The organism is Duffyella sp. Ts4, assembly GCF_051851875.1.
GTDB lineage: Bacteria > Pseudomonadota > Gammaproteobacteria > Enterobacterales > Enterobacteriaceae > Duffyella > Duffyella gerundensis.
The window spans coordinates 1-24,118 of the sequence record NZ_JBLYPN010000006.1; the positions used below are offsets into that span (position 1 = coordinate 1).

The 24,118-nt window shown below is 54.1% G+C and carries 24 protein-coding genes; 22 read left to right on the forward strand and 2 right to left on the reverse strand.

Annotated elements, in window-relative coordinates; all coding sequences use genetic code 11:
- Positions 1-139: 139 nt before the first annotated feature.
- On the reverse strand, positions 140-1,312 hold the full coding sequence (gene ubiF, locus ACJY2L_RS11090; RefSeq protein WP_439212800.1) for a 3-demethoxyubiquinol 3-hydroxylase: 1,173 nt from the start codon (positions 1,310-1,312) through the stop codon (positions 140-142).
- A 175-nt stretch (positions 1,313-1,487) separates the two neighbouring features.
- Here ubiF and miaB point away from each other — a divergent pair, with 175 nt between their 5' ends.
- The 10 genes from miaB to ACJY2L_RS11140 all read left to right on the forward strand — a co-directional run bounded on the left by miaB (position 1,488) and on the right by ACJY2L_RS11140 (position 10,794).
- Positions 1,488-2,912: a tRNA (N6-isopentenyl adenosine(37)-C2)-methylthiotransferase MiaB gene (gene miaB, locus ACJY2L_RS11095; RefSeq protein ID WP_067435203.1), complete on the forward strand. Its 1,425-nt coding sequence runs from the start codon at positions 1,488-1,490 to the stop codon at positions 2,910-2,912.
- Positions 2,913-3,118: 206 nt separating this feature from the next.
- Positions 3,119-4,180, forward strand: a complete 1,062-nt coding sequence (locus ACJY2L_RS11100; protein WP_067428677.1) for a PhoH family protein — start codon at positions 3,119-3,121, stop codon at positions 4,178-4,180.
- Positions 4,177-4,650, forward strand: a complete 474-nt coding sequence (gene ybeY, locus ACJY2L_RS11105; RefSeq protein WP_187487896.1) for an rRNA maturation RNase YbeY — start codon at positions 4,177-4,179, stop codon at positions 4,648-4,650. The genes ACJY2L_RS11100 and ybeY overlap by 4 nt, the downstream gene beginning before the upstream one ends.
- Positions 4,651-4,733: 83 nt before the next feature.
- A complete protein-coding gene (gene corC, locus ACJY2L_RS11110; protein WP_067428672.1) occupies positions 4,734-5,612 on the forward strand; it encodes a CNNM family magnesium/cobalt transport protein CorC in 879 nt (292 codons plus the stop codon).
- A 7-nt stretch (positions 5,613-5,619) separates the two neighbouring features.
- Complete coding sequence (gene lnt, locus ACJY2L_RS11115) at positions 5,620-7,152, forward strand: apolipoprotein N-acyltransferase (RefSeq protein WP_187487895.1); 1,533 nt, start codon at positions 5,620-5,622, stop codon at positions 7,150-7,152.
- A gap of 121 nt (positions 7,153-7,273) precedes the next feature.
- On the forward strand, positions 7,274-7,486 hold the full coding sequence (locus ACJY2L_RS11120) for a hypothetical protein (RefSeq protein WP_439212799.1): 213 nt from the start codon (positions 7,274-7,276) through the stop codon (positions 7,484-7,486).
- A 113-nt stretch (positions 7,487-7,599) separates the two neighbouring features.
- Positions 7,600-8,496: an amino acid ABC transporter substrate-binding protein gene (locus ACJY2L_RS11125; RefSeq protein WP_067428669.1), complete on the forward strand. Its 897-nt coding sequence runs from the start codon at positions 7,600-7,602 to the stop codon at positions 8,494-8,496.
- Between the two features lie 154 nt (positions 8,497-8,650).
- Positions 8,651-9,391 carry an amino acid ABC transporter permease gene (locus ACJY2L_RS11130; protein ID WP_067428665.1) on the forward strand — a complete coding sequence of 247 codons (741 nt, stop codon included), beginning with the start codon at positions 8,651-8,653 and terminating at the stop codon, positions 9,389-9,391.
- Complete coding sequence (gene gltK / locus ACJY2L_RS11135; RefSeq protein ID WP_067428662.1) at positions 9,391-10,068, forward strand: glutamate/aspartate ABC transporter permease GltK; 678 nt, start codon at positions 9,391-9,393, stop codon at positions 10,066-10,068. Before ACJY2L_RS11130 ends, gltK begins: the two co-directional genes overlap by 1 nt.
- Complete coding sequence (locus ACJY2L_RS11140; RefSeq protein ID WP_067428659.1) at positions 10,069-10,794, forward strand: amino acid ABC transporter ATP-binding protein; 726 nt, start codon at positions 10,069-10,071, stop codon at positions 10,792-10,794.
- Positions 10,795-10,852: 58 nt separating this feature from the next.
- Here ACJY2L_RS11140 and ACJY2L_RS11145 read toward each other — a convergent pair whose 3' ends face one another.
- Complete coding sequence (locus ACJY2L_RS11145) at positions 10,853-11,335, reverse strand: zinc ribbon-containing protein (RefSeq protein ID WP_067428656.1); 483 nt, start codon at positions 11,333-11,335, stop codon at positions 10,853-10,855.
- A gap of 233 nt (positions 11,336-11,568) precedes the next feature.
- On the opposite strand from ACJY2L_RS11145, the gene leuS reads away from it, so the two are divergent.
- The 12 genes from leuS to lipB all read left to right on the forward strand — a co-directional run bounded on the left by leuS (position 11,569) and on the right by lipB (position 23,968).
- Entirely contained in the window at positions 11,569-14,151 is a 2,583-nt protein-coding gene (gene leuS / locus ACJY2L_RS11150; RefSeq protein ID WP_439212798.1) for a leucine--tRNA ligase, read from the forward strand.
- 14 nt (positions 14,152-14,165) lie between these two features.
- A complete protein-coding gene (lptE, locus tag ACJY2L_RS11155; RefSeq protein ID WP_439212797.1) occupies positions 14,166-14,765 on the forward strand; it encodes an LPS assembly lipoprotein LptE in 600 nt (199 codons plus the stop codon).
- A complete protein-coding gene (gene holA, locus ACJY2L_RS11160) occupies positions 14,762-15,793 on the forward strand; it encodes a DNA polymerase III subunit delta (protein ID WP_439212796.1) in 1,032 nt (343 codons plus the stop codon). The genes lptE and holA overlap by 4 nt, the downstream gene beginning before the upstream one ends.
- Positions 15,786-16,436, forward strand: coding sequence for a nicotinate-nucleotide adenylyltransferase (gene nadD, locus ACJY2L_RS11165; RefSeq protein ID WP_067428645.1), 651 nt, complete (start codon positions 15,786-15,788; stop codon positions 16,434-16,436). Before holA ends, nadD begins: the two co-directional genes overlap by 8 nt.
- A gap of 138 nt (positions 16,437-16,574) precedes the next feature.
- The gene (gene rsfS, locus ACJY2L_RS11170; RefSeq protein WP_067428642.1) at positions 16,575-16,892 is read left to right on the forward strand and encodes a ribosome silencing factor; all 318 of its coding nucleotides are present in this window, start codon (positions 16,575-16,577) and stop codon (positions 16,890-16,892) included.
- Positions 16,893-16,895: 3 nt separating this feature from the next.
- Complete coding sequence (gene rlmH / locus ACJY2L_RS11175) at positions 16,896-17,366, forward strand: 23S rRNA (pseudouridine(1915)-N(3))-methyltransferase RlmH (protein WP_067428638.1); 471 nt, start codon at positions 16,896-16,898, stop codon at positions 17,364-17,366.
- Between the two features lie 33 nt (positions 17,367-17,399).
- Entirely contained in the window at positions 17,400-19,304 is a 1,905-nt protein-coding gene (mrdA, locus tag ACJY2L_RS11180) for a peptidoglycan DD-transpeptidase MrdA (RefSeq protein ID WP_439212795.1), read from the forward strand.
- Between the two features lie 8 nt (positions 19,305-19,312).
- A complete protein-coding gene (mrdB, locus tag ACJY2L_RS11185) occupies positions 19,313-20,425 on the forward strand; it encodes a peptidoglycan glycosyltransferase MrdB (RefSeq protein WP_067435197.1) in 1,113 nt (370 codons plus the stop codon).
- 12 nt (positions 20,426-20,437) lie between these two features.
- Positions 20,438-21,529 carry an endolytic peptidoglycan transglycosylase RlpA gene (gene rlpA / locus ACJY2L_RS11190; protein WP_439212794.1) on the forward strand — a complete coding sequence of 364 codons (1,092 nt, stop codon included), beginning with the start codon at positions 20,438-20,440 and terminating at the stop codon, positions 21,527-21,529.
- Between the two features lie 116 nt (positions 21,530-21,645).
- A complete protein-coding gene (gene dacA, locus ACJY2L_RS11195) occupies positions 21,646-22,857 on the forward strand; it encodes a D-alanyl-D-alanine carboxypeptidase DacA (protein WP_067428629.1) in 1,212 nt (403 codons plus the stop codon).
- Positions 22,858-22,961: 104 nt separating this feature from the next.
- Complete coding sequence (gene ybeD, locus ACJY2L_RS11200; RefSeq protein WP_067428626.1) at positions 22,962-23,225, forward strand: DUF493 family protein YbeD; 264 nt, start codon at positions 22,962-22,964, stop codon at positions 23,223-23,225.
- An 83-nt stretch (positions 23,226-23,308) separates the two neighbouring features.
- Entirely contained in the window at positions 23,309-23,968 is a 660-nt protein-coding gene (gene lipB, locus ACJY2L_RS11205; RefSeq protein WP_439212793.1) for a lipoyl(octanoyl) transferase LipB, read from the forward strand.
- The last annotated feature ends 150 nt before the right edge of the window (positions 23,969-24,118 follow it).

The following is a 24,118-nucleotide window of genomic DNA, read 5'->3' on the forward strand; positions in this document are numbered from 1 at the left end:
AGGCACTGGTTTCTGATACCAGCATTCCGGGGTTCGAATCCCTGCACCCCAGCCAAATCAAGTAAAAAACCCGCTTCGGCGGGTTTTTTATTGGCTGCTATTTATTGAAGGAGCCGCCATTAGCCCGGCTCCCCTGCGCTTAAAGCCCCAGAGCGTAACGCAGCGCCTTACGCTTCATCACGCCAGCATTCTGCGCCGCCATCAGACCTATATTTCTTAACGCCTTTAACGGTGCCAGCTGATTACTGAAGGCAAAGTAGAACAGATCCATACCGCTTTGCATCAGCATATTGTCGCGCTGACGCTGACGCTGATAACGCAGCAGCACCGGCTGCGTCCACCAGGCTTCAGCTGCGTTGCGCGCGGCCAGCAACACGTCAATCAAGGCATCAACATCGCGATAGCCCAAGTTCACTCCCTGCCCGGCCAGCGGATTGATGGTATGGGCGGCATCACCCACCAGCGCAAGGCCCGGCAGCACATATTGCGTGGCGTGTCGGCGCACCAACGGAAAACTGGCCGCCGCCACCGGAGTGAAATTTCCCAGCCTTGCCGGAAAGTGCGTTTTAATTTCTTTGCTTAGCTGCTCCATTGAGAGTGTCTGCAACTGGCGCAAGCGTGACGGTTTGTCATACCACACCAGCGAAGCCCACTCATCAAAAAGCGGCAGAAAAGCGCGTGGGCCGTCAGGCGTAAACTTCTGCCAGGTGGTATCGCCAACAGGCTGCGCGCAGCGACCACTGATCAGCATACATGACTGTGCATAGTTCCAGCCATGAATACCGATGCCCGCCAACTGCCGCACCTGTGAATTGGCCCCGTCGGCGCCTACCACCAGATTGGCATGAATCTTCTGATCGTTATCCAGCGTCAATTCCCAGCCGGCATTTTTCTCCTGCAGTGACTGCAGTGTCGCTGGCGCGCGCAGGGTGACATTATCCTGCTGCATCTGCTGCCAGAGCGCCCACTGCAGCACGCGGTTTTCCACCATATATCCCAGCTCCGGCAAGCCCAAAGAAGCAGCATCAAACGAAACCTTCGCCGTCTGCCACTCCCAGGTTTCCAGCTTGCGATAAGGCGCCAGGCGCATTTTCTGCACCGCCTGCCAGACATTAAGCTGTTTCAACAGATCTACCGAGCGGCAGCTGATGGCTGAAATACGCAGGTCGGGATCGCTGCTGCGATCGAATTCAGTCGGCACGTCGCGGTCCAGCACGATAACCTTAAAGCCGTGCTGTGCCAGCCCGCAGGCCAGCGCACCGCCCACCATGCCGCCACCCACGATCGCAACATCATATTGTTCAGGCTGCATTGTTTTTTCCTTCTAAGAAAGCGTCACCGTTAAGACCGAATGTTCTGACGGGTATCATGAAAGTGTACCGGAAAAATAGCAGGCAAACAGAAAAGCCACTGCACTGGTCACAACAGCAGCAAAGCATTACAATACGCGCCCTGCACTTCTCTGCACTAAATCAATGGCCAGTCTGATGACGAAAAAATTGCACATAAAAACCTGGGGCTGTCAGATGAATGAATATGATTCATCGAAGATGGCCGATCTGTTGGATAGCACGCACGGCTATACGCTGACCGACAACGCTGAAGAAGCGGATGTCCTGCTGCTTAATACCTGTTCTATTCGCGAAAAAGCGCAGGAAAAGGTCTTCCATCAGCTGGGACGCTGGAAATCGCTGAAAGAGCGTAACCCCGATCTTATCATCGGTGTTGGCGGCTGCGTCGCGTCACAGGAAGGCGATCACATTCGTCAACGCGCTAACTATGTTGATATCGTGTTTGGGCCGCAGACGCTGCATCGCCTGCCGGAAATGATCAACACCGTACGCGGCTCAAAAAGTCCGGTCGTGGATATCAGCTTCCCGGAAATTGAAAAATTTGACCGTCTGCCGGAGCCGCGTGCCGATGGCCCAACCGCCTTTGTGTCCATCATGGAAGGCTGTAATAAATATTGTACGTTCTGCGTGGTGCCTTATACCCGCGGTGAAGAAGTCAGCCGTCCCAGCGATGACATCCTGCTTGAGATCGCTCAGCTGGCGTCTCAGGGCGTTCGCGAGGTGAATTTGCTGGGTCAGAACGTTAATGCGTATCGCTGCGAAACCTTTGATGGCGGCATGTGTACCTTTGCCGATCTGCTGCGTCTGGTTGCCGGCATTGATGGTATCGACCGCATTCGTTTTACCACCAGCCATCCTATCGAATTTACCGACGATATTATCGAGGTGTATCGCGATACGCCGGAGCTGGTTAGCTTCCTGCATTTACCGGTACAAAGCGGCTCGGATCGCATCCTGACGCTAATGAAACGTGCCCATACCGCGCTGGAATACAAAGCTATCATTCGTAAACTGCGTGCGGCGCGTCCTGATATTCAGATCAGTTCCGATTTTATCATTGGCTTCCCTGGCGAAACCCAGGACGACTTTGAAAAGACCATGAAGCTGATTGCCGACGTTAACTTCGACATGAGCTTCAGCTTTATCTACTCGGCGCGTCCGGGCACGCCGGCAGCCGATCTGCCGGATGACGTCAGCGAAGAAGAGAAAAAGCAGCGCCTGTATATTCTGCAGGACCGTATCAATCAGCAGGCGATGTCCCTGAGCCGTCATATGATGGGCAGCGTTCAGCGTATTCTGGTTGAGGGACTGTCGCGTAAAAACGTGATGGAACTTTCTGGCCGCACAGAGAACAACCGTGTGGTGAATTTCGAAGGCTCGCCGGAGATGATCGGTAAATTCGTTGATGTGGAAATCGTTGACGTCTATGCCAACTCGCTGCGCGGTAAAGTGATACGCACAGAAGAAGAGATGGGATTACGTCTCATGGAAAGCCCCGCTTCGGTGATTGCCCGTACCCGTAAAGAGAATGAGATTGGCGTAGGCCAGTTCCAACCGTAATAGAAAATTTGCGGCGCATCACCCTGATGCGTCGCGAGTTTTCACCGTTTTGCACTTGCTTTCGCAACAATTCGCCCAAATATCCACTCTCAGCCTTGCGCCATTGCCAGACGGAATAAATAATTTCGTTATGGCTGCTGCTATTCGCAACTGGCGCGGCCCCTATTACACTTCCAACCTGGCCCTGAGTGACCCAAAGGATTAGTTTGAATATTGAAACACGTGAAATCGTATTAGAACCTGCCGACAATCGTCGCCTGCTGAGCCTGTGCGGTCCTTTTGACGACAATATTAAACAACTCGAGCGACGCCTGGGGATTGAGATTAAACGTCATGACAATGCGTTTACGCTCTCAGGACGTACGCTGTGCGTTAACGCAGCGGCTGATATTCTGCGCGATCTCTATGTTGATACTGCCCCGATGCGCGGCAATAGCCCGGACATTGAGCCTGAGCAGATTCATCTGGCGATCAAAGAGAGCCGGGTTTTAGAGCAGACTGCGGAAAGCGTACCGGAATACGGTAAAGCGGTTAACATCAAAACCAAGCGCGGCGTGATCAAACCCCGCACGCCTAATCAGGCGCAGTACATTGCCAATATTTTTGCCCATGATATTACGTTTGGCATTGGCCCGGCAGGTACCGGTAAAACCTATCTTGCCGTCGCCGCCGCGGTTGATGCGCTGGAACGTCAGGAAATACGGCGTATTCTGCTGACGCGTCCGGCGGTCGAAGCGGGTGAAAAACTGGGCTTTTTACCCGGCGATCTGAGTCAGAAAGTCGATCCTTACCTGCGCCCGCTTTACGATGCGCTATTTGAGATGCTGGGCTTTGAGCGAGTTGAAAAATTGATGGAGCGCAACGTGATCGAAGTGGCTCCGCTGGCCTATATGCGCGGCCGTACGCTGAACGATGCCTTTATCATCCTGGATGAAAGTCAGAACACCACCATCGAGCAGATGAAAATGTTTCTGACGCGCATTGGCTTCAACTCCAAAGCGGTTATCACCGGCGACGTTACGCAGATTGACCTGCCAAAACATACTAAGTCAGGCTTGCGTCATGCTATTGAAGTACTCTCCGAGGTTGAAGAGCTAAGCTTTAACTTCTTCCACAGTGAAGACGTGGTTCGTCATCCAGTGGTTGCGCGTATCGTGACGGCTTATGAAGCCTGGGAAGAAGCAGACCAGAAGCGACGCGATCAACAAACCGAAGAGCGCAAGCGTGAGGCGCTGGCAGCGCAGGCTGCTGCGCAGGAGCCAAAATGAGTGAAGTGATTCTTGATCTGCAACAGGCCTGTGAATCTGACGTCGGCCTGCCGCCAGAATCTGATTTTCAGCGCTGGCTGGAGGCGGTTCTGCCGCAGTTTCAGGAGGAGAGCGAAGTGACGATCCGCCTCGTCGATGAGGCGGAAAGCCAACAGCTCAACCATACTTATCGCGGTAAAGAAAAGCCCACCAATGTGCTCTCTTTTCCCTTTGAAGCCCCGCCTGGCATAGAGTTACCTCTGCTGGGCGACCTGATTATTTGTCGTCAGGTGGTTGAGCGTGAGGCGGTCGAGCAGGAAAAATCACTGGAAGCCCACTGGGCGCATATGGTCATCCACGGCAGTTTGCATCTGCTTGGCTACGACCATATCGAAGATGATGAAGCGGAAGAGATGGAAGGCATCGAGACAGAGATAATGCTTGCTCTTGGTTATCCTGACCCGTACATTTCGGAGAAAGAAGCGCCCTGAGCGGCGTGAGTAACAGCAATTCCCATCTGCCAGCATGACGCTGGCAGCCCAATCCGCAGTAGAGAGACCTGAACGTAAACGCCATGAGCGATGACCATTCACAAAATAGCGACAGCCCCAGTAGTAAAAAGGGATTTTTTTCCCTGATCCTCAACCAGCTTTTTCACGGCGAGCCAAAAAACCGTGAGGATTTACTGGAACTTATCCGCGATTCCGAACAAAACGAATTGATCGATCAGGATACCCGCGACATGCTGGAAGGCGTCATGGATATCGCGGAACAACGCGTGCGTGACATCATGATTCCACGTTCACAAATGATTACCCTCAAGCGGAATCAGACGCTGGAAGAGTGCCTCGATGTCATTATCGAATCCGCGCATTCCCGCTTCCCGGTGATCAGTGAAGATAAAGATCATGTCGAAGGCATTCTGATGGCAAAAGATTTACTGCCTTTTATGAGCAGCGGATCTGAACCCTTCAGCATGGAAAAAGTGTTACGTTCTGCGGTAGTGGTGCCGGAAAGCAAGCGGGTTGACCGCATGCTGAAGGAGTTCCGCTCGCAGCGCTATCACATGGCTATCGTGATCGATGAGTTTGGCGGCGTCTCGGGTCTGGTGACCATTGAAGATATCCTCGAGTTGATTGTTGGCGAGATTGAAGATGAATATGACGATGAAGAAGATCGTGATATCCGTCAGCTCAGCAAGCACACCTATACCATTCGCGCGTTAACGCCGATTGAAGATTTCAATGAGGTGTTCGAAACCAGCTTCAGCGATGAAGAAGTGGATACGATTGGCGGCCTCGTCATGCAGGCGTTTGGTCATCTTCCCGCTCGCGGTGAAAGCATTACCATCGATGGTTACCATTTTAAAGTTGCGATGGCCGACAGCCGCCGTATCATCCAGGTCCATGTAAAAATTCCGGAAAATTCGGCTCAACCTCAACTGGATGAATAACAGCGTTATGGTTATTGCCTCTGTCCTGCAACGCCAGCGGGTTCGCCTGTTGCTGGCGTTACTTTCGGGTGCCGTTGGCACCCTTGCTTTTTCTCCTTATGACTTCTGGCCAGCGGCACTTTTTTCGCTGTTTGGTCTGCAGGCGCTAATCCTTAATCGCACCACGCCACAGGCCAGCGCCCTTGGCTTTGCCTGGGGATTTGGCCTTTTTGGTAGCGGCATTAACTGGGTTTACGTCAGCATCGCCACCTTTGGTGGTATGCCTGGCGCTGTAAACGTCTTTCTGGTGATCCTGCTGGCCGCCTATTTGGCCATCTATCCCGCGCTGTTTGCCGCCCTGCTTAATCGCCTGTTTCGTACCACAACCCTGCTACGCCTGGCGGTAGCGGCACCGGTTCTGTGGCAGATTACCGAGTTTTTGCGCGGCTGGATCCTCACCGGTTTTCCGTGGCTACAGTTTGGTTACAGTCAGATCAACGGCCCGTTAAAAGGCCTTGCGCCTGTGGCTGGTGTGGAGACCATCACCTTTGTCTTAATGATAGTGGCAGGATTAGCGGTGTACGCCGTGATGCAGCGCCGTTGGCTACCTGCGATCGCCGCGCTGCTGTTGCTGGCGTTGCCGTGGCCACTACGCTTTATTCACTGGTATCAGCCTCTGCCCGATCGCAGCGTTGACGTTGCTATGGTGCAGGGAAATATTCCCCAGTCGCTGAAGTGGGATCCGCAGCAATTGATTAATACGCTGCGTATTTATACCGGACTTACCCAGCCGTTTATCGGCAAGGCGCCCATTATCATTTGGCCCGAGTCGGCGATTTCCGATTTAGAGGTCAACCAGCAGCCTTTCCTGCACAGCCTCGATACTGCGCTACGCAACGGCGGCAGCGGGCTAATCACCGGTATCGTGGATTCGCGGCTGGAGCAAAATCGCTATCACGATTACAACTCAATTATCGTGCTGGGCGGCGAGCAGGCTTACGATTATCAGAGCAGTAATCGCTACCAGAAAAACCATCTGGTGCCCTTTGGTGAGTTCGTACCACTGGAGAGCCTGTTGCGTCCTCTGGCGCCGTTCTTCGATCTGCCAATGTCCTCTTTCAGCCGGGGTGACTATGTTCAGCCACAGCTGAATGTGGCGGGCTATCATCTCACCGCGGCTATTTGCTATGAAATCGTGCTGGGACAACAGGTGCGCGACAATTTCCGTCCGGATACTAACTTCCTGCTTACCGTGTCAAATGATGCCTGGTTCGGCCATTCAATCGGGCCGTGGCAGCATTTTCAGATGGCCCGTATGCGCGCGCTGGAGCTGGGCCGCCCTCTGCTGCGCAGTACTAACAACGGCGTGACCGCAGTGGTGGATGCCAGCGGTGAGGTGCAAAGCATGATCCCGCAGTTTACGCGTCAGGTGCTGACCACCCGAGTCATGCCAACCAGCGGATTGACGCCTTATGCCCGCACAGGCAATACCACTATCTGGCTGATCACACTGGCTGGCGCCGTAATAGCGCTTATTCGCCGCTTCTCACAACGCCGTTAATGCTTTGGGGGCCCTTGCGGCCCCTTTTTTCCACTGCCTCTTCCGCGCTCGCTTCAGCATTCTTCTCAATATTGGCATAACGCTTGCTTATCCTTTTATCGGAATAGTTAACGAAACAGTAATGCTGAGAAATATCCTGGCTAACCGCACCAGAAAAGCACATTCCGCCGCCCTGAATTGGGGCAAGCGCGCAGATATGCCTTTTTTTGGTGCGGACTGGCTCTCAAAAAGCGAACAATTCTGTTTCGAGTCGTTAACAATCCGTTATGTTAAGGCTATTCAAAGCGCAAACCGCTTTGGGACGATAAGAAAAGCAGCAAGACGCAGCGCCTGACAGGCTCCCGACCATGCTGGTTTACGCATGGCACCGGCCTGACAACGCATGCATCACCACATCATAATCGGCGCAGGGCAACGTTTGCGTCACCATAGCGAAGGAGTTGTAACATGCAGATGCGCAAAGTGGCTTTATCCCTCTTGCTTATTACTACAGCAGCTGGAGCAGCCCAGGCGGAGGAGCTCACCGGCACGCTCAAGAAGATCAACGACAACGGCGTTATCGTTGTTGGCCATCGCGAATCTTCAGTTCCTTTTTCATATTATGACAACCAGCAAAAAGTCGTCGGTTACTCACAGGATTATTCCAACGCTATCGTTGAAGCGATCAAAACCAAACTGAACAAACCCGATCTGCAGGTCAAAATGCTGCCTATCACGTCGCAGAACCGTATTCCTCTGCTACAAAACGGCACCTACGATTACGAGTGCGGCTCAACCACTAACAACGTTGAGCGTCAGAAACAGGCCGCCTTTTCCAATACTATTTTTGTGATTGGCACCCGTCTGCTGGTGAAGAAAGGCAGTCCGATTAAAGACTTCAGCGATCTGAAAGGCAAAACGGTGGTGGTCACTTCGGGCACGACCTCGGAAGTGCTGCTGCACAAGCTGAACGATGAGCAAAAACTTGAACTGCGTATTATCAGCGCCAAAGATCATGGCGACTCATTCCGTACGCTGGAAACCGGCCGCGCTGTCGCCTTTATGATGGATGATGCACTGCTGGCTGGCGAACGCGCCAAAGCCAAGAAGCCGGATAACTGGGAAATTGTTGGCACGCCGCAGTCGAAAGAAGCTTACGGCTGTATGCTACGTAAAGACGATCCGGCGTTTAAAACCTTAGTGGATGAAACCATTGCCAAAGCGCAGACCTCGGGTCAGGCAGAGAAATGGTTTGATAAGTGGTTTAAGCAGCCGATTCCACCTAAAAACTTAAACATGAGCTTTGCGCTGTCGGATGACATGAAAACGCTGTTCAAAACGCCGAATGACAAAGCGTTAAACTAATCAGAAAAACAAGGGCAGCCCGCTGCCCTCTCGATTGCTGTAAAGAAGCATGGACAGACAGAGCGCCGGTCAGTCGTTCCCTGACGGGCGTTAACCACAAGCTTCACATCAATCTTCAGGGTAGCCTCGCTACCCTTTTTTACCGGAGTTTGTTATGGGTATTGATTGGAACTGGGGCATATTTCTTGAACAGGCTCCGTTCGGAAACACCACCTATCTCGGCTGGCTATGGTCGGGGTTTCAGGTCACCATTGCGGTATCGATTTGTGCCTGGGTGATCGCCTTTTTTATCGGTTCGCTGTTCGGAATTCTGCGCACCGTACCTAACCGCTTTCTTTCCGCTATTGGCACCTGCTACGTCGAGCTTTTCCGTAATATCCCGCTGATTGTGCAGTTCTTTTTCTGGTATCTGGTGGCACCGGAGCTGGTCGGTGAAGATCTGGGCATGTGGTACAAATCCGAGCTCGATCCCAACATTCAGTTCTTTCTCTCCTCGATGATTTGCCTTGGGCTGTTTACCGCTGCACGCGTGTGCGAGCAGGTCAGAGCCGGCATTCAGTCGCTGCCCAGCGGCCAAAAAAATGCCGGGCTGGCGATGGGATTAACGTTGCCGCAAACCTACCGCTACGTGCTGCTGCCCAATGCTTATCGCGTGGTTGTGCCGCCGTTGACCTCGGAAATGCTTAACCTGGTTAAAAACTCCGCCATCGCCTCCACCATTGGCCTGGTCGATATGGCCGCGCAGGCAGGAAAGCTGCTCGATTATTCCGCGCACGCCTATGAATCCTTCACCGCGATTACGCTGGCCTATATCGCCATCAATATGGTGATCATGTTCATTATGAGTTTGGTTGAGCGCAAGATTCGATTGCCGGGCGCGGCAGGGAGTAAATAATGTACGAGTTTGACTGGAGTTCCATTGTTCCCAGCCTGCCCTATTTGCTGAACGGTTTAGCGATCACGCTGAAAATCACCGTTACGGCGATCGTATTTGGCATTGTCTGGGGCACGCTGCTGGCGGTCATGCGCCTGTCTACGTTCAAACCGATCAGCTGGTTTGCCAAACTGTATGTCAACCTGTTCCGCTCAGTGCCGCTGGTGATGGTGCTGCTGTGGTTTTACCTGGTGGTGCCAAGCTTTTTACAACAGGTGTTGGGCCTGTCACCGAAGGCTGATATTCGTCTGATTTCCGCCATGGTAGCGTTTTCGTTGTTTGAAGCCGCCTACTATTCCGAGATTATTCGCGCCGGTATCCAGAGCGTGGCGCGCGGTCAGGGCAATGCGGCACTGGCGCTCGGCATGACACACTGGCAATCGATGAAACTCATTATTTTACCGCAGGCGTTCCGGGCGATGGTGCCGCTGTTACTGACGCAGGGCATCGTGCTGTTTCAGGACACTTCGCTGGTCTATGTGCTCAGCCTTGCGGATTTCTTCCGCACCGCCTCGTCTATCGGCGAACGCGATGGTACCCAGGTAGAAATGGTGCTGTTTGCGGGCCTGGTTTACTTTGTGATCAGCCTCAGCGCCTCGCTGTTGGTGAGCTATTTGAAAAAAAGAAGGACAGTGTAAATGATTACCCTGAAGAATGTTTCGAAGTGGTATGGTCACTTTCAGGTGCTAACCGACTGCTCAACCGAGGTAAAAAAAGGCGAAGTGGTGGTGGTTTGCGGTCCGTCAGGATCGGGTAAATCAACGCTGATCAAAACGGTCAACGGGCTGGAGCCCATCCAAAAAGGCGTCATCGACGTCAATGGTATTCAGCTGACCGATAAGAAAACCAATCTGGCGCAGCTGCGTGCCAAAGTCGGCATGGTGTTCCAGCACTTTGAGCTGTTTCCGCATTTAACTATTCTGGAAAACCTGACGCTGGCGCAGGTAAAAGTGCTGAAGCGTGATAAAGCTGCCGCACAGGAAAAAGGCCTCAAGCTGCTGGCACGTGTGGGATTAACCGCGCATGCCAACAAGAATCCAGGTCAGCTGTCGGGCGGCCAGCAGCAGCGTGTGGCGATTGCGCGTGCGTTGTGTATGGATCCGGTGGCGATGCTGTTTGATGAACCGACCTCCGCGCTGGATCCGGAAATGATCAATGAGGTGCTTGATGTGATGGTTGAGCTGGCGCACGAAGGCATGACCATGATGGTGGTAACCCATGAAATGGGCTTTGCGCGCAAGGTAGCGAATCGGGTGATCTTCATGGACGAAGGCAAAATCATTGAAGATTCACCTAAAGATGCCTTTTTTAACAATCCGCAGTCAGATCGGGCAAAAGATTTCCTCGCCAAGATTCTGCACTGATAAATCTGCATCAATGAAATCAATGAAAAAGGGGCGAAGCACCGCTTCGCCTTTTCACTCAGGGCTCAAACGGCTGCCGTTGAAACTGATCGTGACCACACTCTGCACAGCGCGTCAGGGTTTCAGGCGTATAGATAGCGCGGGTGAAATGGCATTTCTCACACACTAAATTACCCAATCCCACCACCTCGCCGCTTTGATAGACGCCGTGATGATGCAGATCCTGGAACACCTCGCGCCACTCAAGCTGACTTTTGTCGGTAATGTCTGCCAGTTCCTTCCAGATGCTTTCTCTGATTACGCGCATGAACACGCTGTCGCTGGCGGGCGATTCCGTCTTCTGATAGCTGCGGGCAAACTCGCCTAAATCTCGGCGCACCGCGCGCGTGACCTCATCAACCTGTTCCGGTGTGAGTTCACCACGTGATAAAAGCTGGTCATGCGCATCGCTAACCAGTGCATCCACATCACGATCGCCCTGATGCAAGCGCTCGGTTAATGAGGCCAACAGATCGCGATAGGTTTGCGCAACCTTATTCATTTTATTGCTCCTTTTAGCCCATAAGTGACCTATTAAGAATAGCGCGTCTGGTAAATTTGCCGTGTCGTTCGTCAGGGGAGAATCAAATATTGCTGTGCGGCTTCCAGCTTAATGAGAAATGCGCCGGGCCCTTCCCTGAAGTGTTGTTGCTGCCAGGCCTTATCGGCTATGCTATGCGGATCTAAATGAGACGATTTAAGCTTCGCGCTATTCACAAAGGACTCCCGGCTGCCATGCAAGAGCAATTCCGCCCTGAAGAGATAGAATCCCACGTCCAGCAATACTGGCACGAAAATCAAACTTTCAAAGTGACCGAACAGGAAGGCAAAGAGAAATATTACTGCCTTTCCATGCTGCCCTATCCTTCTGGCCGCCTACACATGGGACACGTGCGTAACTACACCATTGGTGATGTGATCGCCCGTTATCAGCGCATGCTGGGTAAAAATGTGCTGCAGCCAATCGGCTGGGACGCATTCGGCCTGCCAGCGGAAGGTGCTGCGGTGAAAAACAATACTGCACCAGCGCCCTGGACCTACGACAACATCGAGTACATGAAAAACCAGCTGAAGCTGCTGGGTTTTGGTTATGACTGGAGCCGCGAGTTGGCTACCTGTCAGCCAGAATACTATCGCTGGGAACAGTGGTTCTTCACCAAGCTCTATGAGAAAGGCCTGGTCTACAAAAAGACCTCGGCGGTGAACTGGTGTCCAAACGACCAGACCGTGCTGGCCAATGAGCAGGTGATCGATGGCTGCTGCTGGCGCTGTGATACCAAAGTGGAGCGCAAAGAGATTCCACAGTGGTTTATTAAAATCACCGATTATGCAGAAGAGTTGCTCAACGATCTCGATAAGCTGGAAGAGTGGCCTGAGCAGGTCAAAACCATGCAGCGCAACTGGATTGGCCGCTCTGAAGGGGTTGAAATCACCTTTAAGGTTGCGGAAAGCGAAGAGACCGTCACCGTGTATACCACGCGCCCGGATACCTTCATGGGCGCAACTTACGTTGCCGTAGCCGCGGGTCATCCGCTGGCGACTCAGGCCTCTGTGAATAATCCCGCGCTGGCTGATTTCATCGCCGAGTGCCGCAACACCAAAATGGCTGAAGCGGACATGGCGACCATGGAGAAGAAAGGCATGGCAACCGGCCTGCACGCCATCCATCCGCTAAGCGGTGAAAATGTGCCTGTCTGGGTGGCTAACTTTGTGCTGATGGAATACGGCACCGGCGCGGTAATGGCAGTACCGGCGCATGACCAGCGTGACTGGGAATTCGCCACTAAATATGACCTGCAAATCAAACCGGTCGTGTTGAATCTTGACGGCAGCGCGCCGGACATCAGCGCAGCGGCCATGACCGAAAAAGGTACGCTGTTCAACTCAGGTGAGTTCGACGGGCTGGATCACGCCGCAGGCTTTGATGCTATCGCTACGGCGCTGGCTAATAAAGGCGTCGGCGAGCGCAAAGTGAATTACCGTCTGCGTGACTGGGGTGTATCGCGCCAGCGTTACTGGGGCGCACCGATTCCAATGGTCACGCTGGAAGATGGCACCGTGATTCCAACACCAGAAGATCAGCTGCCGGTTATTCTGCCGGAAGATGTGGTCATGGATGGTATCACCAGCCCGATTAAAGCCGATCCTGAATGGGCTAAAACTACTGTTAATGGTCAGCCTGCGCTGCGTGAAACCGATACCTTTGACACCTTTATGGAGTCCTCCTGGTATTATGCGCGTTACACCTGCCCGGACTATGACAAGGGCATGCTGGATCCGGCAGCGGCTAACTATTGGCTGCCAGTGGATCAGTACGTGGGCGGTATTGAACACGCCATCATGCACCTGATGTACTTCCGTTTTTATCACAAGCTGCTGCGTGATGCTGGCCTGGTGACCTCTGACGAGCCGGCAAAGCGCCTGCTGTGTCAGGGCATGGTGCTGGCGGATGCCTTCTATTACGTTGGCGTAAACGGTGAACGTAACTGGGTTTCTCCGGTTGACGTTACCGTTGAGCGTGACGAGAAAGGCCGTATCACTAAAGCCAGCGATGCCGCCGGTCATGAGCTGATCTACGCGGGCATGAGCAAAATGTCGAAGTCGAAAAACAACGGCATCGATCCGCAGGTCATGGTTGAGCGTTACGGCGCCGATACCGTGCGCCTGTTCATGATGTTTGCCTCACCGGCAGATATGACGCTGGAGTGGCAGGAGTCCGGCGTAGAAGGGGCAAACCGCTTCCTGAAGCGCGTCTGGAAACTCGCTTTTGAACACACCGCTCAAGGCGGCGTCAGCGAACTGAACATCGCCGCGCTGAATGATGATCAGAAATCACTGCGTCGCGATCTGCACAAAACCATCGCAAAAGTGGCGGATGATATCGGTCGTCGTCAGACCTTTAACACCGCTATTGCTGCCATTATGGAGCTGATGAACAAGCTGGCGCGCGCGCCGCAGGAAAATGATCAGGATCGTGCACTGATGCAGGAAGCGTTACTGGCGGTAACCCGTATGCTTTATCCTTTCACGCCGCATACCAGCTTTGTGCTGTGGCAGGCGTTGGGTGGCAGCGGCGATATCGACAATGCGCCATGGCCGCAGGCCGACGAATCCGCCATGGTAGAAGATACCGTGCTGGTGGTGGTGCAGGTGAACGGCAAGGTGCGCGGTAAAATTACCGTTGATGCCGCGGCTACGCAGGAGCAGGTTCAGGCGCGCGCGGCGGAAGAGCATCTGGTGGCAAAATATCTGGAAGGCGTCACCATCCGTAAAGTGATTTATATCCCAGGCAAACTGCTTAACCTGGTTGTGGGTTGAGTTCAGGAGGAAGTGTGCGACATCCGATTCTGAGTATGTTTCTGGGGCTGGCGGTGTTAATCACCGCCGGTTGCGGCTTTCATCCTCGCGGCACCACGCAGGTGCCGTCTGAAATGAAAACCCTCATCGTCGACAGTGGCGACCCGTATGGACCGCTGGCGCGTGCGGTACGCCAGCAGCTGCGTATCAACAACGTTAAAATTGTTGAGGACAGCAAGAAAAATCGTATCGATATTCCTTCGCTGCGTTTGCAGGGTGAAGTGCAGGGCCGCGACACCGCGACCGTTTTTCGTGATGGCAAAACGGCCGAGTACTCGCTGGTCATGACGTTGAATGCGCAGGTCTTGTTGCCCGGTAAGGGCATTTATCCAATAAGCACCACGGTCTATCGTTCTTTCTTCGATAACCCGCAGGCGGCGCTGGCTAAAGATACTGAGCAGGACATGATCGTGCAGGAGATGCGTCAGCGTGCAGCCGAGCAACTGGTGCGCAAGCTGCTGACGGTTCATGCGGCACAGCAGAACAACAAAGCGACCCTGCCGGAGCCGGAGATCATTGAGCCCGGCAGCGGATCGGCAGAAGTGCCCTCTTCTTCGGCAACCAGCCTGCAATGATCAGGATTTATCCTGAGCAACTTGGCGCGCAGCTCCGTGAGGGGCTGCGCGCCTGTTATTTCCTGCTGGGCAATGAGCCGCTTTTGCTGCAGGAAAGTCAGGATGCCATACGCTCTGCAGCACATCAGCAGGAATTTACTGAACATCTCAGCATGCCGCTGGATGCCAGCACCGACTGGGAAACCATTTTCAGCGTATGCCAGGCGTTAAGCCTGTTCGCAACGCGGCAAACCCTGACCTTAACTTTGCCAGATAACGGCCCTAATGCCGCTATCGCCGAACAGTTACTGAAACTCAGCACGCTGCTGCACGACGACATTTTGCTGATCGTGCGCGGTCATCGGCTGACCAAAGCTCAGGAAAATGCCGCCTGGTTTAAAGCATTAAGCAGCAATGCGGTGCTGGTTCCCTGCCAGACGCCGGAACAGGCTCAGCTGCCGCGCTGGATCGCCAGCCGCGCCAAAGCGATGCAACTGACCATTGACGACCCTTCGGTTCAGCTGTTGGCTTATTGCTATGAAGGCAATCTGCTGGCGTTGTCGCAGGCGCTACAACGTCTGTCGCTGCTGTGGCCCGATGGCAAACTGACACTGCCTCGTGTCGAGCAGGCGGTCAATGATGCAGCACATTTCACGCCGTTTCACTGGGTTGATGCGCTGCTGGCCGGTAAAAGCAAACGCGCGCTGCATATTTTGCAGCAGCTGCGCAGTGAAGATGGCGAACCGGTAATTTTGTTACGTACCGTGCAACGCGATCTCATGACGCTGTTAACGCTGCAGCGTAACGTTAACAATCAGCCGTTGCGCACGCAGCTTGATCAACTGCGCGTCTGGCAAAATCGACGCCAGCTGTTTACCGACGCGCTGCAACGTTTGAATCTGCAGCGCCTGCATCAGGCGATCTCCCTGCTGACGCAGATGGAGATTACGTTGAAGCAGGATTACGGCCAGTCGCTCTGGTCACAGCTGGAGACGCTTTCGCTGATGTTATGTCATCCTCAATTTCCAGCGGCGTTCGCCAGTGAATAGTCCGGCGCTGCAGGCGCTGTTTGGCGGCACCTTTGATCCCATCCATTATGGTCATCTGCGCCCGGTCGAGGCGCTGGCTCGCCAGATCGGGTTACAGCAGGTCACGCTGCTGCCCAATAATGTTCCGCCGCACAAACCGCAGCCGGAAGCGAGCGCAGCTCAGCGGGTAGCGATGATTGAACAGGCAATCGCCGATCGTCCCCTGTTCAACATCGATCTGCGCGAATTGCAGCGACAAACGCCCTCTTACACCGTGGAAACCCTGCGCGGATTACGCGCTGAACGTGGCCCACAGCAACCGGTAGGATTCATTATCGGTCAGGATTCCTTGCTGACGCTGCACCACTGGCATCAGTGGCAGGAACTGCTGGAATTGTGCCACCTGTTGGTGTGTAAAAGGCCCGGCTATCCGGCTGAGATGGCCAATGAAGAGATGCAGAACTGGCTCGACCGCCATGTTTGCCGCGACACGGCGCGCTTTCACCAGCAGCCGCACGGCTTAATTTATCTGGCCGATACGCCGATGATAAATATTTCCGCCACCGAAATCCGTCAACGATATTTACAAAAACAATCCTGCAGCGATCTGCTGCCCGACGCGGTTATCGATTATATTAGCCATGCTGGCTTGTATCGCGGCTAAGGCACGCATGATATACTACGCCGCTTAATTTTCGGCAAGGCGCCGGGCTGCGCAACGCGGGTTCACCTCTGCGGCAACAGCCGTTTATCATCTGCGCCCGCCACTCCCACTAATCTGATGTTATCGAAGGGGAACCTTTTGCAAGGTAAATCACTCCAAGAGTTCGTTATTGATAAGATTGATGATCTTAAAGGTCAGGATATCGTTTCACTGGATGTGCAGGGTAAATCCAGCATCACCGACTGCATGATTATCTGCACCGGTACGTCCACTCGTCATGTTATGTCTATTGCCGACCATGTGGTGCAGGAATCACGCGCCGCGGGTCTGATTCCATTAGGTATTGATGGTAAGAACACCGCTGACTGGGTCGTGGTCGATCTGGGCGAAGTGATTGTTCACGTTATGCAGGAAGAGAGCCGTGTTCTGTATGAGCTGGAAAAACTCTGGAGCTAAGCGGTGAAATTGCAGCTGGTTGCCGTTGGCACCAAAATGCCGGATTGGGTACAAACCGGCTTTATGGAGTACTTGCGTCGTTTCCCGAAGGATATGCCGTTCGAGCTGATCGAGGTCACGGCGGGTAAACGCGGCAAAAATGCTGATATCAAACGCATTCTGGAAAAAGAAGGCGAAGCGATGTTGGCGGCGGTCGGCAAAGGCAATCGCATTGTGACGCTTGATATACCGGGTCAGCCGTGGGAAACGCCACAGCTTGCTCAGCAACTTGAACGCTGGAAACAGGACGGACGTGATGTCAGCCTGCTTATCGGCGGTCCGGAAGGACTGGCTCCCGCCTGTAAAGCCGCAGCGGAGCAGAGCTGGTCACTCTCAGCCCTCACCTTGCCTCATCCGCTGGTGCGCGTGTTGGTGGCAGAGAGTTTATACCGTGCATGGAGTATCACGACCAATCATCCTTATCACCGTGAATAAACCACAGAGCTAACCGGACAACTCAAGCAGCGGATGAAATTACAACGTAACTCATTTCGAGATTATACCGGCGAGCAAACCCTGTTTGTGCGCCGTGCGCTGATCGCATTTTTTGGCATTCTCCTCCTCTCCAGCATTCTGGTGGTTAACCTTTACCACCTGCAGATCCTGCGCTTCGAAGATTACAGTACGCGCTCCAATGAGAACCGTATCAAGCTGGTGCCAGTGGCGCCGAGCCGCGGTATTATTTACGATCGCGCCGGCACGCCGCTGGCGCTGAATCGCACGATCTATCAGGCCGAACTGGTGCCGGAAAAGGTCGATAATTTGCAGCAGACGCTACAGGCGCTGCGTCCGGTGCTTGATCTCACCGATGACGATCTTGATGCGTTTGAGAAAGAGCGCAAGCGCTCACGCCGCTTTACCTCAATTGCATTAAAGACCGGGCTGAACGATGTGCAGGTCGCGCGTTTTGCTGTTAATCAGTACCGCTTTCCTGGCGTTGAGGTCAAAGGTTATCAGCGCCGTTATTACCCTTACGGTCCGACGTTAACCCACGTGGTGGGCTACGTATCCAAAATAAATGACCGCGACGTCGCGCGCCTCGATAAAGAGGGGCTGTGGCCTAACTACGCCGCGACTCACGATATCGGTAAACTCGGTATCGAAAACTTTTATGAAAATGTCCTGCATGGCAAAACCGGCTATGAAGAGGTTGAAGTCAACAACCGCGGGCGCGTGATCCGCCAGTTGCATGAACAGTCGCCTCAGGCGGGCCGTGATATCTGGCTGACTATCGATCTCAAGCTACAGCAATATATCGAAACGCTGCTGGCCGGCAGCCGGGCGGCGGTCGTGGTTTCGGATCCGCGTACCGGCGAACTGCTGGCACTGGTCTCGACCCCGAGCTACGACGCCAACCTGTTTGTTGACGGCATATCCAGCAAGGATTACAAGGCGCTGCTCAGCGATGAAAACCGCCCACTTTACAACCGCGCTATTCAGGCGGCCTATCCGCCCGCCTCAACCGTTAAGCCCTACGTTGCTGTTTCAGCGCTCAGCGCTGGCGTTATCAACCGCAATACCAGTCTGTTTGATCCGGGCTGGTGGCAGCTGCCGGGTTCTGAAAAGCGTTACCGTGACTGGAAAAAGTGGGGCCACGGCCGGCTGAACGTCACCAGGTCGCTGGAAGAGTCAGCGGACACCTTCTTCTATCAGGTCGCCTATGACATGGGCATCGATCGCCTGGGCGAATGGATGAACAAGTTCGGCTATGGCGAGCGCACCGGCGTCGATTTGCCGCAGGAAAATCCCGGCAACATGCCGACCCGCGAATGGAAGCAGAAGCGGTTTAAAAAGCCATGGTATCAGGGCGACACTATTCCGGTCGGCATCGGCCAGGGTTACTGGACCGCTACGCCGCTGCAGATGAACAAAGCGATGATGATTCTGATTAACGATGGCCAGGTGAAGGTACCGCATTTGCTGCGCGCCACCCGCGAGAATAATCGACTGGTTCCCTGGCGTCAGCCGCCGGGTCAGCCAATCGCCGATATTCACTCCGGCTACTGGGAAATTGCCAAAGATGGCATGTATGGCGTTGCCAACCGCGCCAACGGCACGGCGCACAAAAGCTTTGCCGATGCGCCTTACAAAATTGCTGCCAAATCGGGAACGGCGCAGGTCTTTGGCCTGAAAGAAAACGAAACCTATAACGCCCACAAAATTGCCGAGCGCCTGCGCGATCACAAACTGATGACCGCCTTTGCCCCTTATGACAAACCGCGCGTTGCGGTAACGATTATTCTGGAGAACGGCGGCGCAGGTCCGGCGGTGGGAACCGTGATGCGTCAAATCCTCGATCATATTATGTTAGGCGACAATAACACCGTGCTGCCCGACGCCGCGCCGGTGCCACCCGGTTACGAAGGTGAATAATCATGTCCATGAGCGATAGTCCGCAAAAAAGATCGATCTGGACGCGTCTCCATATCGATCCCATTTTCTTAGTCATTATTTCCGGGCTGCTGATCTACAGCGCCTTTGTGATGTGGAGCGCCAGCGGCCAGGACCCGGGTATGATGGAGCGCAAAATCGGCCAGATTCTGATGGGGCTGGTGGTGATGATTACGCTGGCTCAGGTGCCGCCGCGCGTCTATGAAGGCTGGGCACCCTATCTCTATGTCGTCTGTGTCATCTTACTGGTGGCGGTTGACGCCTTCGGCCAAATCAGTAAAGGCGCGCAGCGCTGGCTCGATCTCGGCGTGGTGCGCTTTCAGCCGTCGGAGATCGCTAAAATCGCCGTACCTTTGATGGTGGCGCGCTTTATTAACCGTGACGTCTGTCCGCCTACGCTGAAAAACACCGGCATCGCACTGATACTGATTTTTTTACCCACGCTGCTGGTGGCTGCGCAGCCCGATCTCGGCACCTCTATTTTGATCGCTGCATCCGGACTGTTCGTGCTGTTCCTGTCAGGCATGAGCTGGAAGTTGATTGGCGTGGCGGTGCTGCTGGTTGCCGCCTTTATTCCGGTGCTCTGGTTCTTCCTGATGCACGATTATCAGCGCGACCGCGTCATGATGCTGCTCGATCCCGAGAGCGATCCGCTGGGTGCCGGTTATCACATTATTCAGTCAAAAATCGCCATTGGTTCCGGTGGTCTGCGCGGCAAAGGCTGGCTGCATGGCACCCAGTCACAGCTGGAGTTTTTGCCGGAACGCCACACCGACTTTATCTTCGCGGTACTGGCTGAAGAGCTGGGCCTGGTGGGCGTGCTGATTCTGCTGGCCCTGTATCTGCTGGTGATCATTCGAGGCCTGATGATTGCAGCTAAAGCGCAAACCACCTTTGGCCGCGTGATGGCGGGTGGCCTGATGCTGATTTTATTCGTTTATGTCTTTGTTAACATCGGCATGGTTAGTGGTATCTTACCGGTAGTTGGCGTGCCGTTGCCGTTAGTCAGCTACGGCGGTTCAGCGTTGATTGTGCTTATGGCGGGATTTGGCATTGTGATGTCGATCCACACTCATCGAAAAATGTTATCGAAAAGCGTTTAAGAGGCTTCACACATGCGTAAGGACTGGCTTTGGATTGGCGTGGCTTCACTGTTGCTGGCCGCCTGTAGCACCAACGATCAACAGGCACCGATTTCATCGCAACAGCCTGCCGCTTACAACGGACCGGTGGTGGAAATCGGCGGCGTTGAGCCGCGTTATGAACCTGTGAATCCGGCCACCAGCCAGGATTACAGCGTCAACGGCAAAAACTACCGTATCGTTAAGGATCCGTCGAATTACAGCGAAACGGGCCTTGCCAGCTGGTACGGCGAGGAAGCCAACGGCACGCGTACCGCCTCGGGAGAGAACTTTGATCCTGAAGCCCTTACCGCAGCGCATCCCACGCTACCCATCCCCAGCTACGTTCGCGTGACCAATATCGCTAACGGTCGCCAAATCGTGGTCCGCATTAACGACCGCGGTCCTTATAAGCCAGGCCGTATTATCGATCTGTCGCGGGCGGCAGGCGATCGCCTGAACATCTCCAATAACAGCAAGGTGCGCATTGATTTCATTAATGTGGCGCCAGACGGCACGCTTTCCGGTCCCGGCACCATTGGTACTCGCGTCGCTAAACAGAGTTACGCCCTGCCCGCACGTCCGGATATCGCTGGCGGCGGCATGACGGTGCTCGGCACGCCATCAGCACCTGCGCCGGAGATGAACCAGGGTGAGAGCCATCCGGTTGACAACAGCACGCTAAACAGCGAAAGCGATGTGGGCGCACCGGTGCGCAGCAGCGGTTTCCTTGGTGCACCACAGCCGCTGCCCGGCGGCGTGCTGGAAAGCAACGAGCCTGCGCCTGCTGCTCCGGCTATGACTCAGCCCGCTCCCCCTGCCGCTGCCAGTGCCACAACGGCGCATCCGGCGGTCGGTTATGTTGTGCAGGTCGGCGCGGTGAAAGATGGTGCGCGGGCCAGGCAACTTATGGAGACGCTGAGTCAGCGGTTTGGTGTGCCCGGCGCCGTTGAATGGGCAGACAATGTTGCCCGTATTCAGCTTGGTGGCTTCAAAAGCCGCGCGGAAGCAGTAGCCCTGCAGCAGCGCCTGAAAAGCGAAGCGCAAATTGATGGCTTTATTACCAGCGCCCGCCACGAATTGTAAGCACTGAGCAATGTCTGCTCACAATGGAATGGCGAGACAGGATGCCGGTAAAACCGGCATTTGTTATAGTAAGCCACTTTTTTAAACCTAACCCCATGGATGCCGTCGTCCCACACATGAACACTTTGAAACCTGCTTCTCTCTTTAAACGTTTATCAGTGGGATCGTTGATCGCACTTAGCCTTAGCCATTTTGCCCTGGCTGAAGATGTTAATCTGAAAACGATGATTCCCGGCGTACCCGATATTGATGCCGAAGCCTATGTGCTGATCGACTACAACTCAGGCAAAGTGCTGGCCGAGAAAAATGCCGATGCGCGCCGCGATCCTGCCAGCCTGACCAAAATGATGACCAGCTACGTTATCGGCCAGGCGGTGAAAGCGGGCAAAATCCATCAGGACGATATGGTCACCGTGGGTCAGGATGCGTGGGCGACCGGCAATCCGGTGTTTAAAGGCTCATCGCTGATGTTCCTGAAGCCAGGCGATCGCGTGCCGGTCTCCCAGTTGACGCGCGGTATCGTGCTGCAGTCAGGTAACGACGCCTGCGTGGCAATGGCCGATTATGTTGCCGGCAGCCAGGATGCGTTTGTGGGTCTGATGAACAACTACGTTAAAGCGCTTGGCCTGCAGAATACCCATTTCCAGACGGTGCACGGTCTGGATGCCGATGGTCAGTACAGCTCAGCGCGTGATATGGCGCTGATTGGCCAGGCGCTGATCCGTAACGTGCCAGAAGAGTATTCGGTCTACAAAGAGAAAGAATTTACCTTCAACAATATTCGTCAGACCAACCGTAACGGTTTGCTGTGGGATACCAGCCTCAACGTTGACGGCATCAAAACCGGCCATACCAGTGCGGCGGGTTACAATATTGTCGCTTCAGCAACCGAAGGTCAGATGCGTCTGATTTCAGCCGTACTGGGCGGGCGCACCTTTAAAGGGCGCGAAGTTGAGAGTAAAAAGCTGCTGACCTGGGGTTTCCGCTTCTTTGAAACCGTTGCGCCGCTGAAAGCCGGCAAAGAGTTCTCATCTGAGCCGGTGTGGTTTGGTAATCGCGATCGGGTTGAGTTGGGCGTGGATAAAGATGTTTATCTCACTATCCCCCGTGGCCGCATGAAAGATCTGAAAGCGAGCTATGTGCTGACCAACACTGAACTGCATGCGCCGCTGAAGAAAAATCAGGTAGTTGGCAGCATTAACTTCCAGCTGGATGGCAAAACCGTTGAGCAGCATCCGCTGGTGGTGTTGAATGAAGTGCCGGAAGGCGGCTTCCTTGGCCGTATCGTGGATTACATCAAACTGATGTTCCACCACTGGTTCGGTTAAGCCCGGCGCGGCGAGAGGCTTGAATTTCTCCCTCGCCGCCCTTATAACATCATTATCTCTCGCTCCCGCTTCGGCGGGAGCCTTTTTTGTGCACCGGAGTTATTATGAAAACCAATCTGAAAGAGCTGCTCGAATTTCCCTGCCCGTTTACCTACAAAGTAATGGGTCTGGCGCAACCGGAGCTGGTTGATCACGTGGTTGAAGTGGTGCAAAGGCATGCGCCTGGCGATTACTCGCCGGATGTGAAACCCAGCAGTAAAGGTAATTATCACTCGGTTTCTATTACCATTACCGCCACGCATATCGAGCAGGTTGAAATCCTGTATGAAGAGTTAGGTAACATCGAAATTGTTCGTATGGTGCTCTGACCTTGCCCGACGGCAAAGGGCGTTTGGTGTTGCCCTTTGCCAGCGTTATACTGCCCTTCTTGTGCCCTCAGCGGATAGCAGCTTTGCAATCAGATACTCTCATCATTCGCCAACTGGGTCTGCGCCCCTGGCATGACGTCTCGCAGGCCATGCATCAATTTACCGATACCCGTGACGCGACAACCGCCGATGAAATTTGGCTGGTGGAGCATCCGCCTATTTTCACGCAGGGGCAGGCAGGAAAAGCGGAACACGTGCTGGTGCCCGGTGATATCCCGGTAGTGCAGAGCGATCGCGGCGGCCAGGTAACCTATCACGGTCCCGGCCAGCAAATCATGTATGTGCTGCTGGATGTGAAGCGCCGTAAAACCGGCGTGCGTGAGCTGGTCACCGCGCTGGAACAGACGGTGGTAGAGACTCTCGCACACTATGATGTCAGCGCCAGCGCACGGGCCGATGCGCCGGGCGTTTATGTTGGCGAGAAGAAGATCTGCTCGCTTGGCCTGCGCATCCGCAAAGGCTGCTCTTTCCATGGTCTGGCGCTGAATATTGCCATGGATTTAGCCCCCTTCCAGCGCATTAATCCCTGCGGCTATGCCGGTATGCAGATGATGCAGTTGAGTGATGTTGCGCCCGGCGTAACGCCAGCCGACATTCAGCCACGCCTGATCGATGCCTTCTGCCAGCAGCTGGCCATCACCCGTTGCGAGTGGCGGTCGGCAGATGAACTGGATGTTCTGTGATTGTATGTGCTGTTTTACAAAATTGTAACGTTACCGCACATCAGCAGGCTGATAATTGCCCGGCAGAATGATATAATTTTTGCCAATTTATCAAATAAAGTTGATGGCGTGCTCGCTGACGCCGTTGAACCGTTATCCAAACCGGAACCG